Annotated in this window: 16 protein-coding genes and 1 pseudogene; 7 read left to right on the top strand and 10 right to left on the bottom strand. The window is 61.1% G+C overall.

The window, feature by feature from the left end; all coding sequences use genetic code 11:
• Positions 1-33: 33 nt before the first annotated feature.
• The 6 genes and pseudogenes from J2X71_RS30690 to hisC all read left to right on the top strand — a co-directional run bounded on the left by J2X71_RS30690 (position 34) and on the right by hisC (position 4,786).
• Positions 34-264 (top strand): hypothetical protein, encoded by a 231-nt coding sequence (locus tag J2X71_RS30690; RefSeq protein ID WP_310388248.1) that lies wholly within the window; start codon positions 34-36, stop codon positions 262-264.
• Between the two features lie 55 nt (positions 265-319).
• Positions 320-424 (top strand): annotated as a pseudogene (locus tag J2X71_RS38175) (cytochrome c); the annotation flags it as partial.
• A 146-nt stretch (positions 425-570) separates the two neighbouring features.
• Entirely contained in the window at positions 571-909 is a 339-nt protein-coding gene (grxD, locus tag J2X71_RS30695) for a Grx4 family monothiol glutaredoxin (protein WP_007826252.1), read from the top strand.
• A 137-nt stretch (positions 910-1,046) separates the two neighbouring features.
• The gene (locus tag J2X71_RS30700; RefSeq protein WP_310388324.1) at positions 1,047-2,294 is read left to right on the top strand and encodes a multidrug effflux MFS transporter; all 1,248 of its coding nucleotides are present in this window, start codon (positions 1,047-1,049) and stop codon (positions 2,292-2,294) included.
• 120 nt (positions 2,295-2,414) lie between these two features.
• Positions 2,415-3,695 (top strand): multidrug effflux MFS transporter, encoded by a 1,281-nt coding sequence (locus J2X71_RS30705; protein ID WP_310388251.1) that lies wholly within the window; start codon positions 2,415-2,417, stop codon positions 3,693-3,695.
• Positions 3,696-3,727: 32 nt separating this feature from the next.
• Positions 3,728-4,786, top strand: a complete 1,059-nt coding sequence (hisC, locus tag J2X71_RS30710; protein WP_310388253.1) for a histidinol-phosphate transaminase — start codon at positions 3,728-3,730, stop codon at positions 4,784-4,786.
• Positions 4,787-4,794: 8 nt separating this feature from the next.
• Here hisC and J2X71_RS30715 read toward each other — a convergent pair whose 3' ends face one another.
• The 6 genes from J2X71_RS30715 to J2X71_RS30740 all read right to left on the bottom strand — a co-directional run bounded on the left by J2X71_RS30715 (position 4,795) and on the right by J2X71_RS30740 (position 9,785).
• Complete coding sequence (locus J2X71_RS30715; RefSeq protein WP_310388255.1) at positions 4,795-5,619, bottom strand: inositol monophosphatase family protein; 825 nt, start codon at positions 5,617-5,619, stop codon at positions 4,795-4,797.
• 17 nt (positions 5,620-5,636) lie between these two features.
• A complete protein-coding gene (locus J2X71_RS30720; RefSeq protein WP_310388257.1) occupies positions 5,637-6,467 on the bottom strand; it encodes an inositol monophosphatase in 831 nt (276 codons plus the stop codon).
• Between the two features lie 44 nt (positions 6,468-6,511).
• Positions 6,512-7,378 (bottom strand): tRNA 2-thiocytidine(32) synthetase TtcA, encoded by an 867-nt coding sequence (gene ttcA / locus J2X71_RS30725; RefSeq protein ID WP_310388258.1) that lies wholly within the window; start codon positions 7,376-7,378, stop codon positions 6,512-6,514.
• A gap of 59 nt (positions 7,379-7,437) precedes the next feature.
• Positions 7,438-8,367: a glutaminase gene (locus J2X71_RS30730; RefSeq protein ID WP_113324726.1), complete on the bottom strand. Its 930-nt coding sequence runs from the start codon at positions 8,365-8,367 to the stop codon at positions 7,438-7,440.
• Between the two features lie 72 nt (positions 8,368-8,439).
• The gene (gene rpsD, locus J2X71_RS30735; RefSeq protein WP_113324725.1) at positions 8,440-9,057 is read right to left on the bottom strand and encodes a 30S ribosomal protein S4; all 618 of its coding nucleotides are present in this window, start codon (positions 9,055-9,057) and stop codon (positions 8,440-8,442) included.
• A 197-nt stretch (positions 9,058-9,254) separates the two neighbouring features.
• Positions 9,255-9,785 (bottom strand): MarR family winged helix-turn-helix transcriptional regulator, encoded by a 531-nt coding sequence (locus J2X71_RS30740; protein WP_113324724.1) that lies wholly within the window; start codon positions 9,783-9,785, stop codon positions 9,255-9,257.
• Between the two features lie 100 nt (positions 9,786-9,885).
• Here J2X71_RS30740 and J2X71_RS30745 point away from each other — a divergent pair, with 100 nt between their 5' ends.
• Positions 9,886-10,221, top strand: coding sequence for a cupin domain-containing protein (locus J2X71_RS30745; protein WP_113184648.1), 336 nt, complete (start codon positions 9,886-9,888; stop codon positions 10,219-10,221).
• A 6-nt stretch (positions 10,222-10,227) separates the two neighbouring features.
• Here the strand turns inward: J2X71_RS30745 and J2X71_RS30750 are convergent, their stop codons facing one another.
• The 4 genes from J2X71_RS30750 to J2X71_RS30765 form a co-directional block, all read right to left on the bottom strand.
• Positions 10,228-11,742, bottom strand: a complete 1,515-nt coding sequence (locus tag J2X71_RS30750; RefSeq protein WP_310388263.1) for an ATP-binding protein — start codon at positions 11,740-11,742, stop codon at positions 10,228-10,230.
• A 109-nt stretch (positions 11,743-11,851) separates the two neighbouring features.
• A complete protein-coding gene (locus tag J2X71_RS30755) occupies positions 11,852-13,027 on the bottom strand; it encodes an MFS transporter (RefSeq protein ID WP_310388266.1) in 1,176 nt (391 codons plus the stop codon).
• 97 nt (positions 13,028-13,124) lie between these two features.
• Positions 13,125-13,925 carry a glutamate racemase gene (gene murI, locus J2X71_RS30760; RefSeq protein ID WP_310388268.1) on the bottom strand — a complete coding sequence of 267 codons (801 nt, stop codon included), beginning with the start codon at positions 13,923-13,925 and terminating at the stop codon, positions 13,125-13,127.
• A complete protein-coding gene (locus J2X71_RS30765; RefSeq protein ID WP_310388271.1) occupies positions 13,906-14,736 on the bottom strand; it encodes an RNA methyltransferase in 831 nt (276 codons plus the stop codon). Before J2X71_RS30765 ends, murI begins: the two co-directional genes overlap by 20 nt.
• Between the last annotated feature and the right edge of the window lie 8 nt (positions 14,737-14,744).

The following is a 14,744-nucleotide window of genomic DNA, read 5'->3' on the forward strand; positions in this document are numbered from 1 at the left end:
AAGGTGCGTTTCGATAGGGCTGAGGGGGATTTTGTGGCCAATCTCGTGAATGAACTGGTGTCAGGCGTCATCAATAGCGTGCTGAAGGAAATCCTGAAGAAGACGACGGGCCGCACCACGACCAAGCGCAAGCGCCGTAAGGCAGCGTCTGCAACGACGAGCCGCACCACCCGCAAGGCAACGCCGACGAGCCGCAAGCCCGCTCGCAAGCAGGTCAGCAAGCGCCGTACGGCGGCAGGCCGCAGCCGGCAGCGCCGCGCCTAAACCTTCTCCATCGTAAGCCGCAATGCCCGCAATTCTCCGAGGCAGGTCCATGAGCGGGCACGATCTCGGTGTCATGACCGAAGTCTCGCAGTGGAATTTCAGGCACTTCACCGATACTGAGATAGAACAGATCCAGGCTCACCTCAGCAAGGAGCCGTAACACAGCGGCAACAATGCATGCCACAGAGTGTCGCGGATTGGTCTTTTTTTGGTTTTGGCGGCTGGAATTCCAGCTTCCACATGCTATCTAAAGAAAACGATTGAAACGGCGGGCCTTTAACCCGCCTGTTGAAAGGATTAGGTCCCATGAGCGGTATCAACGAATTCATCGAAAACGAGATCAAGAGCAACGACGTCGTCCTCTTCATGAAGGGCACGCCGCAGTTTCCGCAGTGCGGTTTCTCCGGCCAGGTCGTCCAGATCCTCGATTACATCGGTGTGGACTATAAGGGCATCAACGTGCTCGCCGATTCGGAAATCCGCCAGGGCATCAAGGATTACTCCAACTGGCCGACGATCCCCCAGCTCTACGTCAAGGGCGAGTTCATCGGCGGCTGCGACATCGTCCGGGAAATGTTCCAGGCCGGTGAGCTCCAGCAGCACCTCCAGGAAAACGGCGTCACCATTAAGACCGCCGTCGCCTGATCGGTCACCGGGCGTCCGTCCGGTTTCCAAATCTGTATCTTGAGTTCGAGGCGCTGCGCCAAGCAGCGCCTTGACCTGTTTATGGGAATTTCATTGTGACAGATTCATCACAGGCCATGTCCACGGGTCGGCTGCCCATGGGCAAGCTGGAATTTATCGCGCTTGCGGCTTTCTTGATGGCCGTCAATTCGCTGGCGATCGACATCATGCTGCCCGCACTGCAGCAGATAGGCTCCAGCCTCGGTGTCGAGAATGAAAATCATCGCCAATACGTCGTTTCCGCCTATCTTTTCGGCTTCGGCCTCGCGCAGCTTTTCTACGGTCCGCTTTCCGATCGCTTTGGTCGCCGCATTCCGCTCCTGATCGGCCTCTGCATTTACATTGTTGCCGCCTTCGGTATCGCCGTCGTCCCGACCTTTGCCGGTCTTCTGGCGCTGCGCTTCATCCAGGGTCTTGGTTCCGCCGCGACCCGCGTCATTACTATTTCCATCGTCCGCGATGTCTACGGTGGTCGGCAGATGGCGGAAGTCATGTCGCTGATCATGATGGTCTTCATGGTCGTGCCTGTTATTGCGCCCGGCAGCGGCCAGATCATCATGCTCGTCAGCACCTGGCACATGATCTTCGTCTTCATCGGCACCATGGCGACGGCCGTTGGTATCTGGATGTATCTGCGCCTGCCGGAGACGTTGGATCCGGCTAATGTTCGCCCGTTCACGGCGCGCTCGATCCTGCAGGGCTTTGCGATCTTCCTGTCGAACCGTGTCGCCCTCTGTTACACCATTGCCAGCACGATCCTGTTCGGCGCGCTGTTCGGCTTCATCAATTCCGCCCAGCAGGTCTATGTCGGCATTTACGGGCTCGGCGTTTACGCTCCGGTCGCCTTTGCCGGCGTGGCGCTGTTCATGGCCTTCTCGTCCTTCATCAATTCGCAGCTCGTCGGCCGGTTCGGCATGCGCCGCCTGTCGCATGCCTCGCTCTTAGGCTTCAGCGCGTTGAGCTTCATCTGGATGCTCGTGCAGGTCTTCGGGCCGCAGCCGATGCCGTTTCCGATCTTCATCACCTTCTTCGCGCTGGTCATGTTCCAGTTCGGCTGGATCGGCTCGAACTTCAACTCGCTCGCCATGGAGCCGCTCGGCCATCTCGCCGGCACGGCTTCTTCGGTGATCGGCTTCATGAGCACGGTCGGTGGCGCATCCATCGGCGCCATGATCGGCCAGTCCTTCAACGGGACGGCGACACCGATGATCGTGGGCTACTTCGTCGTCTCGTTGATCGGCATCGTTTTCGTGCTGATCGCCGAAAAGGGCCGGCTGTTCAGAGCGCAGCATGCGCCGCTGTCGAAGGACGCATCGCTTTCCAGCTTCACTGATATTGGACACTGATATCGGGCAACTGAAGCTTTCAGACACGTCTGGCGACGGGGCATCCTGGTAGGAACCCGTCGCATCCCGCATTCATGCGGTCGCGTTTCGGCCGTTCTTACGTCATTCAGGGGGATTCGAATGACTCCGACACATAAACCGCACACGGAAAACCAGGGCTCAGCCCGCATCGGCATGGGCTTTGTCGAGTTCGTGGTGACCATCGCCATCATGACCGCCAGCATTGCCATGGCGATCGACAGCATGCTGGCGGCGCTGCCCAGCATCGGCCATTCGCTTGGTGTGATCAACAACAATGACACGCAGCTCGTCATCGGCGTGTTCTTCTTAGGCTTCGGCGCTTCGCAGATCATCTTCGGCAGCCTGTCGGATGCTTTCGGCCGCCGCAACATCCTGCTCGGCGGTCTGGCCTGCTATATCCTCGGCATGTTTGCGGCAGCCGCCACAGGCAGCTTCGAAATGCTGCTGATCATGCGCTTCGTTCAGGGCATCGGCGGCGCGGCCGTGCGCATCACCACGATGGCAATCGTGCGTGACTGCTTCGGCGGCCGCGAGATGGCCCGCGTCATGTCCTATGTCATGATCGTCTTCATGATCGTGCCGATCGTTGCGCCCTCCGTCGGCCAGCTGATCATTACCTATGCCGAATGGCACTGGATCTTCATCCTGCTCGGCATCGTCGCCTCGATCCTCTTCGTCTGGGCGCTGCTGCGCCTCAAAGAATCCTTGCCGCCCGATGAACGCATTCCGCTGTCCTTCGCCGCTGTCGGCGACGGCTTCAAGACGGTTCTGACCAACCGTATCACCTGCGGCTACATGATCGGCTTGACCATGTTCACCGGCGTCATTAGCGCCTATGTGATCTCGGTGCAGCAGGTCTTCGGCGAGGTCTACGGCCTTGGCGACTGGCTGCCGATCGCCTTTGCGGCAACGGCGGGCGGCATTGCCGTTGCCAACTTCCTGAACGGCATGCTGGTGCGCAGCTTTGGCATGCGCCGTATCTCGCATGCCGCCATGCTGCTTTTCACCATCATCTCGGCAATCGGCTTCGTCGCGGCGCTTGGCGGCACGCCGGCCTTCTCCTTCTCCTATGCGCTCTTTTCGATCCTCCTGATGATGTTTGCCGTGATCGCTACCAATTTCACGGCCATCAGCCTGGAGCCGATGGGCAATCTCGCCGGCACGGCAACGGCCGTGACGGGCTTCGTGTCGACGACCTTCGGCGCCCTTCTCGGCGGCGGAGTCGGCCAGCTCTTCAACGGCACCGTCCAGCCGCTTTTCGGCGGCTTCGCGGTCTTCGGCGCCGTTACCGTCGTCATGGTGCTCTGGGCCGAAAAGGGCAAGCTTTTCACCCATCCCGGCGACAGCCCACAGATCGAACCCGGCGCCGTTCACATGTAATGCTGCTTGAGAGCTAAGACTGGAAGATCCCGATGAGCCGTTTCTGGAGCCCCATTGTTCAATCCCTGACGCCTTACGTGGCGGGCGAACAGCCCGTCATCGACGGCCTGGTCAAGCTGAACACCAATGAGAATCCCTACGGCCCATCGCCGCGTGCGCTGGCGGCGATCTCGGAAGCGGTCAACGACACGCTGCGCCTCTATCCCGAGCCAACCGGTTTGAAGCTGCGCCAGGCGATCGCCGCAAGCCATGATCTCGATCCCGGCGAGGTCTTCGTCGGCAACGGCTCGGATGAGGTTCTGGCGCATACCTTCCAGGCGCTGCTGAACCACGATCTGCCCCTGCTCTTCCCCGACGTCACCTACAGCTTCTACCCGACCTATTGCGGCCTCTACGGCATCGATTTCCGCGAGATCCCGCTCGACGAAAAGATGATGGTACGAACCGAGGATTACCGCCAGCCCTGCGGCGCTATCATCCTGCCGAATCCGAACGCGCCGACCGGCACCGCGCTGCCGCTCGCAGCGATCGAGGCGATGGTTGCGGAGCATCCGGATCAGGTCCTCGTCATCGATGAAGCCTATGTGGATTTCGGCGGCGAGAGCGCCATCCCGCTCGTCCGGAAATATCCGAACCTGCTCGTCATACAGACCTTCTCGAAATCACGTGGCCTTGCCGGCCTGCGCGTCGGCTTCGCCGTCGGCCAGCGGCCGTTGATCGACGCGCTGGAGAGGGTCAAGGACAGCTTCAATTCCTATCCGCTGGACAGGCTGACGCAGGCTGGTGCGGTTGCCGCCTGGGAAGATCAGGATTGGTTCAGGAAACATTGCGACCTGATTGTCGCAAGCCGCGAGCGGGTGACCGTGGGCCTTGGCGAACTCGGCTTCGAGGTCCTGCCCTCATCTGCCAATTTCGTCTTCGCCCACCACGCCGAACGCGGCGGTGCGGAGCTCGCTGCAGAATTGCGCAAGCACGCGATCCTTGTCAGGCATTTCCGCAAGGAGCGCATCCAGGATTTCCTGCGCATCACCACCGGCACCGATGCCGAATGCGACAAGCTTCTGAATGCACTGAAGCAGATCCTTGCCTGATTTCAGGCTCAGACCGTGAAGACCTCACGGCGCAGGATGTCCCAGCTTTCCCTGTCCGGCGTGATCAGCAGGCCGCCGGTGACATGGTGCGGCTGATAGGCCGAGCCGTCGAAGCGGGCGGCATAGGCACCGGCTTCCTGACTGATCAAAGTGCCAGCCAGATGATCCCAGGGCATCAGCTTATTGTACATCAGGTAATGCACATGCCCGCCGGCAAAGGTGCGGTATTCATGGGCCGCACAGCGGTAGTTGGTGAGGAAGCGCACCTTCGCGAGATTGCCGAGGATCTCTGCGCGTTTCTCCTGCGGCAGGTAGCCGGTGGAGGCCATGCCGACCATCTGGTCGAGCGCGACAGGCTCTGCGACCGTCAGCCGCTGCGCTTCGCCGTCTGGACGGCGCAGCCAGGCGCCGCCACCCTTCTCGGCCATGACCCAGTCGTCGCCCATCGGATCATAGATGATACCGGCAACAGTCTCGCCCTTGGATACGACCGAGGCCATGACGCCGAAGGCCGGAATGCCTGACGCGAAGTTGAACGTGCCGTCGACGGGATCGACGACGATGGCGAGATCGGCACCTTCGAGTTTGTCGAGAAGTGCTGCATCGGCGGCAACCGATTCTTCGCCGATGAAGAGCGCTTCCGGCCAGAGGCGCGCGGCCTCGACCTTCATCATTCTTTCGGCCTGCTCATCGGCCTCAGTGACAAGGTCGGTCGCTTCCGTCTTGGCGCGCACGTCACTGCTGCCCAGCCGGCGAAAGCGCGGAAGGATCTCGGCTTTCGCTGCCTGCCGCAGGAGATCGGCAAGCTTCATCGTGTCTACGGCAGTCGTCATGGCACTTTCCCCTCGGTTTATCGGTGGCCGATGATCTCGCTGCGGATCATCTGCCAGCTTTCCCTGTCGGGAGCCGAGATGATGCCGCCGGAAATCTCGCCCGGTCTATAAGGCGTTCCGTCGAATTTGGCCGTATGGCCGCCGGCTTCCTGATGCGTCAGCACGCCGGCAAGATGATCCCACGGCATCAGCTTCGGATGGCCGATGAAATGCAGCTTGCCGGACGAGACCATCCAATATTCATAGGCGGAGCAGTTGAAGGCGAAGGTCATGCGGATCTTCGCCATGTTGCCGGCAACGCGCGAACGGTCCGGTTCCTCCATATGGCTGCAGGCCATGGCGCCGATCATGCGGTTAAGCTCGATCGGCTCCGCCACCTTCAGGCGGACAGGCTCGCAATCACGCTTCTGCTGGAAGGCGCCGGCGCCCTTGAGGGAAACGACTGTATCGCCAAGGGCCGGATCGTGAATGATGCCGGCAACCGTCTCGCCCTTGACGGTCACGGCCAGAATGGTGCCGAAGACCGGCAGGCCGGCCGCAAAATTGAAGGTGCCGTCGACCGGGTCAATCACAAAGGCAAGATCGGCATCGGCAAGCGCTGGCACGACGGAACGATCCGCCTCATAAGCTTCTTCGCCGACGATGAGGGCACCGGGAAAGCGCTCGCGGATCGCCGCCGTCAGATAGGCCTCGGAGCGCAGGTCGGCCTGCGTGACGAGATCGACGGAAGATGTCTTTTCGGAAACATTGGCCGCAGCCGCATTGCGGAAGCGCGGCATGATCTCTTCTTCGGCGACATGCCGGAGGCAATCGCCGAGAAACTCTATGTCATTGTCTGAGAAAATCATTTTGGACTCGTTGCATGGATCTGCAGAGGCTCATAGCAAGTCCATTATGACGTTTGGGTGACGTTCAGCGCAGAAAAGTCGAAAAGTTTCGGATCAAGCAGATGCGATGGGTTCACATGCGCGAGCGCGCGCAGCATCGTGTCCTTGCGGCCGGGCATGCGCCGCTCGATATCGGCAAGCATGTCCTTCATCGCATTGCGCTGCAAACCGTCCTGCGAGCCGCAGAGATCGCAGGGAATGATCGGAAACTGCATGGCAGTCGCGAATTTCGCCATGTCGTCCTCGGCGCAATAGGCGAGCGGCCGCAGCACCATCAGGTTGCCTTCGTCGTTGAGCAGCTTCGCCGGCATGGCGGCAAGACGACCGCCATGGAAGAAGTTCATGAAAAAGGTTTCGAGAATGTCCTCGCGGTGATGGCCGAGCACCAGTGCATCGCAGCCTTCCTCTTTGGCAATGCGGTAGAGATTGCCGCGGCGCAGGCGCGAGCAGAGCGAACAGTAGGTTGCCCCCTCCGGCACCTTCTCCTTCACGATCGAATAGGTGTCGCGATATTCGATGCGGTGTTTGACGCCGATCTTGGAGAGGTATTCCGGTAGCACATGCTTCGGGAAGTTCGGCTGACCCTGGTCGAGATTGCAGGCGATCAGTTCCACCGGCAGCAGCCCGCGCCATTGCAGGTCGAGCAGCAGCGCCAGCAGCCCGTAGGAATCCTTGCCGCCGGAAATGCCGATCAGCCAGCGCTTCTGGTCCTTCAGCATGTCGAAGTCTTCGAAGGCCTGACGCACCTGCCGCAGCAGGCGCTTGCGCAGCTTGTTGAAGGAGACCGAAGGCGGCGCGTCGGCAAACAGCGTATGGCCGATGCCGGCTTCAGCCGTTTCCAGATCGTCGGCAATATTGGCTGCGATATTCATCTTCTTACCCGTCTGATGTGCGCGTCCTGCTTAGCAGAAAGCCGCAGGCCAACCCAGTCTCAATCGCCGAAAACCGACCAGCCGGTGCGGGCTGCCAGCATTTCCAGCGCCACGGCACCAAGCTGCGAATTGCCGACCTTGTTCAGCCCCGGCGACCACACTGCAATCGAGGCGATGCCCGGCGCCACGGCAAAGATGCCGCCGCCGACGCCACTCTTGCCCGGCAGGCCGACATGATAGGCGAAATCTCCTGAGCCATCATAGTGGCCGCAGGTCAGCATCAGCGCATTGATGCGTCGCGCCCGCTTCGGCGACACCACCGAATGGCCGGTCAGCGGATTGCTGCCGCGGGCAGCCAGGAACAGACCGGCACGGGCCAGCTGCTCGCAGGTCATCGAAAGCGCGCACTGGTGGAAATAGACGCCGAGCACATGATCGACCGGATGGTCGAGATTGCGGTAGGAGCGCATGAAGTTGGCGAGCGCGAAATTGCGATAGCCGGTCGCCGTTTCCGAACGCGCCACCTTATCGTCAATGGTGATGGATTCGTCGTCGGCGAGGTAACGTACGAAGCGCAGCAACTCGCCGATCGCCTCGCGCGGCGCATGGCCGGCCATGACGACATCACTGACGGCGATCGCGCCGGCATTGATGAAGGGATTGCGCGGGATGCCATGCTCATGCTCGAGCTGGACGATGGAATTGAAGGCCGAGCCCGAGGGTTCGCGGCCGACCCGCTTCCACAGCCCCTCGCCCACCTTGCCGAGCGCCAGCGTCAGCATGAAGACCTTGGAAATGCTCTGGATGGAAAAGGCGACGTCGGCATGGCCGACGCTGTAGACCTTGCCGTCGACGGTAATGATCGACATGCCGAACTGGTTCGGATCGATCTTGGCAAGTTCGGGAATGTAATCCGCGACCTTGCCCTCGCCGATGCGGGGCGTCAGCTCCTTGTAGATGCTGTCGAGGACTGCCTGCAAATCCATGATGGCTTCTCTCCAGAGAACAAAAAAGCCGCCTTGGAGGGCGGCTTTTCTGTATGCGAAAACGCCTCTCGCTGATTAGCGAGAATAGAATTCGACGACCAGATGCGGTTCCATGACAACCGGGTACGGAACGTCGGCAAGCGTCGGAACGCGTGCGAAAGTGGCAACCATCTTGTTATGGTCGACTTCGACGTAATCAGGAACGTCACGCTCTGCGAGCGAAACCGATTCCAGAACCGTAACGAGCTGCTTGGAACGTTCACGAACTTCGATGACGTCGCCGGCCTTGCAACGGTAAGAACCGATGTTGACGCGCACGCCATTGACCGTAACGTGGCCATGGTTGACGAACTGACGGGCAGCAAAGACCGTCGGAACGAACTTGGCGCGGTAGACGATCGCGTCGAGACGGGACTCCAGAAGACCGATCAGGTTTTCCGAGGTGTCGCCCTTGCGGCGGTCAGCTTCAGCGAAGATCGCGCGGAACTGCTTCTCGCGCAGGTCACCGTAGTAACCCTTCAGCTTCTGCTTGGCGCGCAGCTGCACACCGAAGTCGGAAAGCTTGCCCTTGCGGCGCTGGCCGTGCTGGCCCGGGCCGTATTCGCGGCGGTTCACCGGGGACTTAGGACGGCCCCAGATGTTTTCGCCCATACGGCGGTCGATCTTGTACTTGGACGATTCGCGCTTGCTCATCGTATTTCCTTTCAAAAAGTTAGGACGGTTTGTTGCCAAACCGCGCGAAGGAAACACGCCCTCCTTTGATCTCGTTTCCGAGACCCGACAGGATCTTTCCATTCGCGAACGGACAAGATCCACGGGACATGTCAAATGAAACACCGGACATTGCTGCCCGGTGCTGGGGCGGTCTTTAGGGATAAGTCACAGGATTGTCAAACAGAATCTGCCGCAGCAAGCCCGTTCTCGCCCGCCCGTTCCAGCGAACCGGCAAGTTTGCGCAAGAGCCCGGCCAGCGCCCGACGCTCGTCCTCGTCCAGCCCTTCGAGATGGCCGAGTTCCCGCTTCATGTCTTCGCGGAAGGCGGCTTCGGCACGGCGGATGCCATCTTCCGTCAGCGCCACCTCGAAGCTGCGCTTGTCCCCGGCAGAACGCTCGCGCCGGATGAGCCCGGATTTCTCCAGCCTGTCCAGCCGGTGCGTCAGCCCGCCCGAGGAGATCATCAGAAGACTGTAGAGCTCCGTCGGGATCATTCTGTATGGCGGCCCAGCGCGCCGGATCGTCGCTATCACGTCAAACTCCCCGCGATCGAGATCGAATTCCGAGAATGTCGCCTCGATGGATGGCCGCACCAGATTAGAGATCCGGTAGATGCGTCCGAGAATGCTCATCGGCGTCGTATCGAGATTGGGCAGCTCTTCCGCCCAGAGAGCGCGCAGCCGGTCGACATGGTCTCGCTTTTCCATGGTCACTCCAAAACTATCTTGACGAGAAGATAAATTGGGAAGATTATCTTCTCGTGAAGATAAATATAGCGAACCTGCAGCGTGATCCAAGGAGGAAATCATGTTCCATGTCATACCGCGTGAAAGCCAGCAGCAGTTCGCCAATCGCACCATCCGTTTCGAGGGCGGCGATTACGGCGCGCCGGTCTCGATCTTCCTGATCGACAACGAGCCTGGCCAGGGGCCGGACCTGCATGTTCACCCCTATACGGAAATGTGGATCGTCCGCTCCGGCAAGGCGCGCTTTACCGTGGGCGAAGAGACGCTGGAGCCCAACGTCGGCGATATCGTTATCGTCAATGCCGAGACGCCACACTGCTTCAAGAATGTCGGAACAACGCGGTTGGAGCTCACCTGCATCCATGCCAGCCCCGAAATCATTCAGAGCTGGGTGTGACGCGGTTTATTCGGCCGCGCTTTTCAGAAAGTCGCTATCAGGCGCATCGGCCGAGCCCGGTGCTGTCTCAGCCTGCAGGTCCGGAAAGGCAACAATGCGCTTGCCACTGAAATCCGTGTGCACGACGATGAGCCCCTGCTCCTCGAAATAGCCGAGCAGCCGGCGCGCGCGCCTTGCCGAATGCGTGCCGTAAGCACGGGCGATACGGGCGTCCGAAGGGCAAGCCTCGCCGCCGATCGCAGCCTTCGCCATCATCAGGAACACGCCCTGCAGATCGTCGGTGACGCCGTTCGACAGCGAAAGTGCCGTCGCCCACGCTTCGCCTGCCGCCATTTCGGGATCGACGCCAGAGCGCGAAACCGCGACGCGCCGTCGGAATTCCGGCAGCGACATCGGCGGACCGGGAACGCGGCGCATGCGCAGCCGCACTAGGAATTCCTGATAGAGTACCGCATCGGTCCGGAAGCCGGAGCCCGGATCGTCGAGGATTTCGGCGAGCACGCCGGCAAGCCGTTCCTCACGCTCTTCTGCCGAGATTTCCGGCTGGGCCACACGCGGTTCCGAAGCCTGCAAGGGGGCAGCCGATGGCGTCGAACGCGACAGTTCGGCAAGGATATCGGTGGTCGGGCGTGGTGCGGGCGGCGTACGCCGCACCATCGGCCGCTGGAATTCTTCCGGGTCGGGCGTGAAGATCAGGTCTTCGACATCCTGTGGCGCATCCGGCAGCGGCATCAGCTTCGGGCTGGAAGAGCGCGCCGAGGTCTCGACATTGCCGATCTGGATGGGCAGCGGCCGGCGCGACAATGCCGGGCCGAGCGCTACGAAATGGCCGCGCTTGAGATCTCGAAACATTTCCGCCTGGCGGCGGTCCATGCCGAGCAGGTCTGCGGCGCGCGCCATGTCGATATCGAGGAAGGTGCGGCCCATCAGGAAGTTCGAGGCTTCGGCCGCGACGTTTTTGGCAAGCTTGGCAAGACGCTGCGTGGCGATGACGCCCGCAAGCCCGCGTTTACGTCCGCGGCACATCAGGTTGGTCATGGCGCCAAGCGAGGCCTTGCGCGCATCTTCCGACACGTCGCCGCCGACAGAGGGCGCAAACATCTGCGCTTCGTCGACCACGACGAGAACAGGATACCAATATTCGCGATCGGCATCGAACATGCCGTTGAGGAAGGCGGCAGCGGCCCGCATCTGCTGCTCGATATCGAGCCCTTCCAGCGTGAGAACGCAGGATACGCGGTGCTGGCGGATACGGTTGGCAATGCCGGCAAGCTCGGCTTCGGTGCGCTCGCCATCGACGACGACATGGCCGTACCGGTCGGAGAGCGTGACGAAGTCACCTTCGGGATCGATGATGACCTGCTGCACCCATTGGGCGGATTGTTCGAGCAGACGGCGGAGGAGATGCGATTTTCCGGAGCCGGAGTTGCCCTGAACGAGAAGACGTGTCGCCAGCAGCTCCTCGATATCGAGCGTCGCCGGAGCGCCGGACGCCAGTCCCATATCGATGCCAACCTGCACGTCCAATTCCCCTTACAAATTCCCGGCCCGTCTCTAGCAGATTCGCAGGCACTGTTGTCGTCAAACCGTCAAGAACCCACAGGGAAAGTCAGCCCTGGGAAATAGGTTTTTACACCGCCTCGCGCTCGACGAGGCCGCCCGCCATCTCCTTCTGCGTCGGGATCAGCAAACGGGTGCAGAGCAGGCTGACGAAAAGCGGTACCAGCAAGACCGCAAGCCCCACACGCAAGCCCAGGAGTTCGCCGAGAAAGCCGATAATCGGCGGCCCGATGAGAAAGCCGCTCAGGGCTGCGAAGGAAAGTGTCGCAACGCTTGACGCAGGCGGGCGATCGGTCAGCGAGGCGACGGCCGTCACCGCGAGCGGAAATCCGACCGAAACGCCGACACCGACTGCGGCAAAGCCGATGAGGGCAAGCGGCGTCGCTGGCGCAAAGAGAACGACGAGCATGCCGGCAAGCGAGGCGATGCCGCAGCCGCGGGCAATGGCAACCGCGCCGAAACGGCCTTTCATGTAATCCCCGCTGAAACGCCCTGCCGCAACCATGAAAGCGAAAACCGAATATCCAAGGCCGGTTTGCGCCCCCTCGGCATTCATGACATCGCGGAGGTAGACTGCAGACCAATCGGCGATCGCACCTTCGGTCATCGTCACGCCGAAGACAAAGGCGCAGATCCCGAGCAGCGCAAGGCTTGGCGGCTTAAAGCCGGTCTTTGCCTGCGAATTCTCCTCATGGTGACTTTCAGGCAGTTTCGGCAGGCGCAAGCTGGCAATCAGCGCGACCGGCAGGACGATGAGCGCCGTGATCAGGATCGACCAGTGCGGCGAAAGCCCGATGGCGATGGCGCCGACGCCGATCAGGCTGCCGGCCATGATGCCGAAGCTCCAGAAGCCATGGCAGCGGCTCATGATGATCAGCCCCGTCGCCTTCTCCGTCACATCGGCCTCGACATTCATGCCGAGTTCTACCGTCGAGAGCGCGACCCCGACGATCGTCAAGGCAAAGAATAGAAGCACGGCGCTGGGCGCGAAGGCTGGCAGCGAAACCACGGCAAGAAAGAAGATGAAACCATAGATGATCGCCATGCGCCCGCCGATGCGCGAGACGAGGCGGCCGACAAACGGCAGGGTGATCAGCGTGCCGATCGGCAATCCCAGAAGGGCAACGGCGAGATCGGCGGTGCCGAGTTCAAGCTTCGCCTGGATATCGGGAATCCGCGGCAACCAGGCGCCAAAGGCTATCGGTTGCAGAAAGAAGATCAGCATGACAAGTCTTTGCAGCGGCACGGCGCATCCCTTTACATCTTGAGCGCCAAACCCGCTCGCGATTCCCCGCGGAGATCTTGCGCGATGAGACAGGTGAAATAAAGCGCGTAGTGCCTTCTCAGGCGCTCAGCCCGAAACCCTGCATCAGCCGCCGGGTGGCAAAATCGGGATTGCCTGATGTAAAGACGGCAAAGTCGAAATTATCGGGGTGAACGGCGTCCGCCACCTGCGGTACCAGCGTGCGGGCGCGCCGCGCAATGGCTTCCGCAGGGTCCAGCCAGTCCACCGGCCAAGGCGCCAGCCTGCGGAATAGATTGGCCATGAACGGATAATGCGTGCAGGCAAGCACCACGATATCGGTTTTGCGGCCGTCCTTATCGACGAAGCATTGCTCGATCTCGGCCGTCACTGCCTCATCCGAAACGGCTTCACCCCGGATATAGGCCTCCGCCATGCGGGCCAGGTTTTCGGAACCGACGAGACGCACATGGCATTGCTGCGCAAAGGACTGGATGAGATCGCGCGTATAGGCGCGCTTGACTGTGCCAGGGGTCGCAAGCACCGAGACGAGGCCGGAGCGCGTGCGCTCGGCAGCAGGCTTGATGGCGGGCACCGTGCCGACGAAGGTCATCTGCGGAAAGGCGGCGCGCAGATCCGCACCGACCAGCGTGAAGGCCGTGTTGCAGGCGATGATGCAGACTTCCGGATCGTAGTCTTTGAGCAGCCTGGCGAAGAGGCTGATGATGCGCTCTTTCAGCGCCTGCTCTTCCCAGCCGCCATAGGGAAAGCCGGCATCGTCCGCGATATAGATGAAGCCGCGTTCCGGCATCAGCACACGCGCCTCGCGCAGCACGGTCAGCCCGCCTATGCCTGAATCGAAGACGAGGATGGGTTTCAGCTCATTCGTCGGCGCTGTCATCGGTCGGGGCACCCTTGCCGGATCTGGTGAAACCGCCTTTGCGCGGACTGTTGCGCGAAAAGCGGTCGAGGGAGGAGATGACGCCGCGCAGCACGCTGATTTCCTGTTCCGTGAATGCCCGGCGGGAGAGGACCGCGCGCAGGTTGTCGACCATTTTCGGCTTTTTCGAGGGCGGATGGAAATAGTTGCGTGAATCCAACGCCTCTTCCAGCTGGTCGAACAGCCCGAAAAGCTGCTCCTTTGTGGAAGGCCGCTGCTCGAGCGCCTGGAACGGCACCGCCTCCAGATCCTCCAGGCTCGATTTCATCCACTCATAGGACATCAACAGCACGGCCTGGGCGATGTTCAGCGAGGCAAAGGCGGGATTGACCGGGAAGGTGACGATCTCATCGGCAAGCGCCACTTCCTCGTTCGTCAGACCCCAGCGTTCGCGGCCGAACAGGATGCCGGTGGCCTCGCCTGCCCGGAACCGGCTGCGCAGGTTTGACGCGGCAAAGACCGGAGAGCGCACAGGCTTGTAATTGTCGCGGCTGCGCGCCGTCGTCGCATAGACGAAGTTGAGATCGGCAATCGCCTCTTCCAGCGTGTCGTACACCTTGGTGCCCTCGATCACGTGATCGGCCTTGGAGGCTGCGGCCTGCGCCTTCTCGTTCGGCCAGCCGTCACGCGGGTTGACGAGGCGCAGATCCACAAGGCCGAAATTCGCCATGGCGCGCGCCACCATGCCGATATTCTCGCCCATCTGCGGCTCGACCAGAATGATGACCGGCCCTTCGGCCAGAAGTTGACGCTCGCTGTTGGTGCCCGCCATGTGCCTAT

It is taken from the genome of Rhizobium sp. 1399, assembly GCF_031455475.1.
Classification (GTDB): domain Bacteria; phylum Pseudomonadota; class Alphaproteobacteria; order Rhizobiales; family Rhizobiaceae; genus Rhizobium.

Excerpts from the sequence above, each read along its gene's own strand:
- grxD (WP_007826252.1), top strand. The coding sequence starts at position 571 with ATGAGCGGTATCAACGAATTCATCGAAAACGAGATCAAGAGCAACGAC.
- J2X71_RS30700 (WP_310388324.1), top strand. The coding sequence starts at position 1,047 with ATGGGCAAGCTGGAATTTATCGCGCTTGCGGCTTTCTTGATGGCCGTC.
- J2X71_RS30705 (WP_310388251.1), top strand. The coding sequence starts at position 2,415 with ATGACTCCGACACATAAACCGCACACGGAAAACCAGGGCTCAGCCCGC.
- hisC (WP_310388253.1), top strand. The coding sequence starts at position 3,728 with ATGAGCCGTTTCTGGAGCCCCATTGTTCAATCCCTGACGCCTTACGTG.
- J2X71_RS30715 (WP_310388255.1), bottom strand. The coding sequence starts at position 5,619 with ATGACGACTGCCGTAGACACGATGAAGCTTGCCGATCTCCTGCGGCAG.
- J2X71_RS30720 (WP_310388257.1), bottom strand. The coding sequence starts at position 6,467 with ATGATTTTCTCAGACAATGACATAGAGTTTCTCGGCGATTGCCTCCGG.
- ttcA (WP_310388258.1), bottom strand. The coding sequence starts at position 7,378 with ATGAATATCGCAGCCAATATTGCCGACGATCTGGAAACGGCTGAAGCC.
- rpsD (WP_113324725.1), bottom strand. The coding sequence starts at position 9,057 with ATGAGCAAGCGCGAATCGTCCAAGTACAAGATCGACCGCCGTATGGGC.
- J2X71_RS30740 (WP_113324724.1), bottom strand. The coding sequence starts at position 9,785 with ATGGAAAAGCGAGACCATGTCGACCGGCTGCGCGCTCTCTGGGCGGAA.
- J2X71_RS30745 (WP_113184648.1), top strand. The coding sequence starts at position 9,886 with ATGTTCCATGTCATACCGCGTGAAAGCCAGCAGCAGTTCGCCAATCGC.
- murI (WP_310388268.1), bottom strand. The coding sequence starts at position 13,925 with ATGACAGCGCCGACGAATGAGCTGAAACCCATCCTCGTCTTCGATTCA.
- J2X71_RS30765 (WP_310388271.1), bottom strand. The coding sequence starts at position 14,736 with ATGGCGGGCACCAACAGCGAGCGTCAACTTCTGGCCGAAGGGCCGGTC.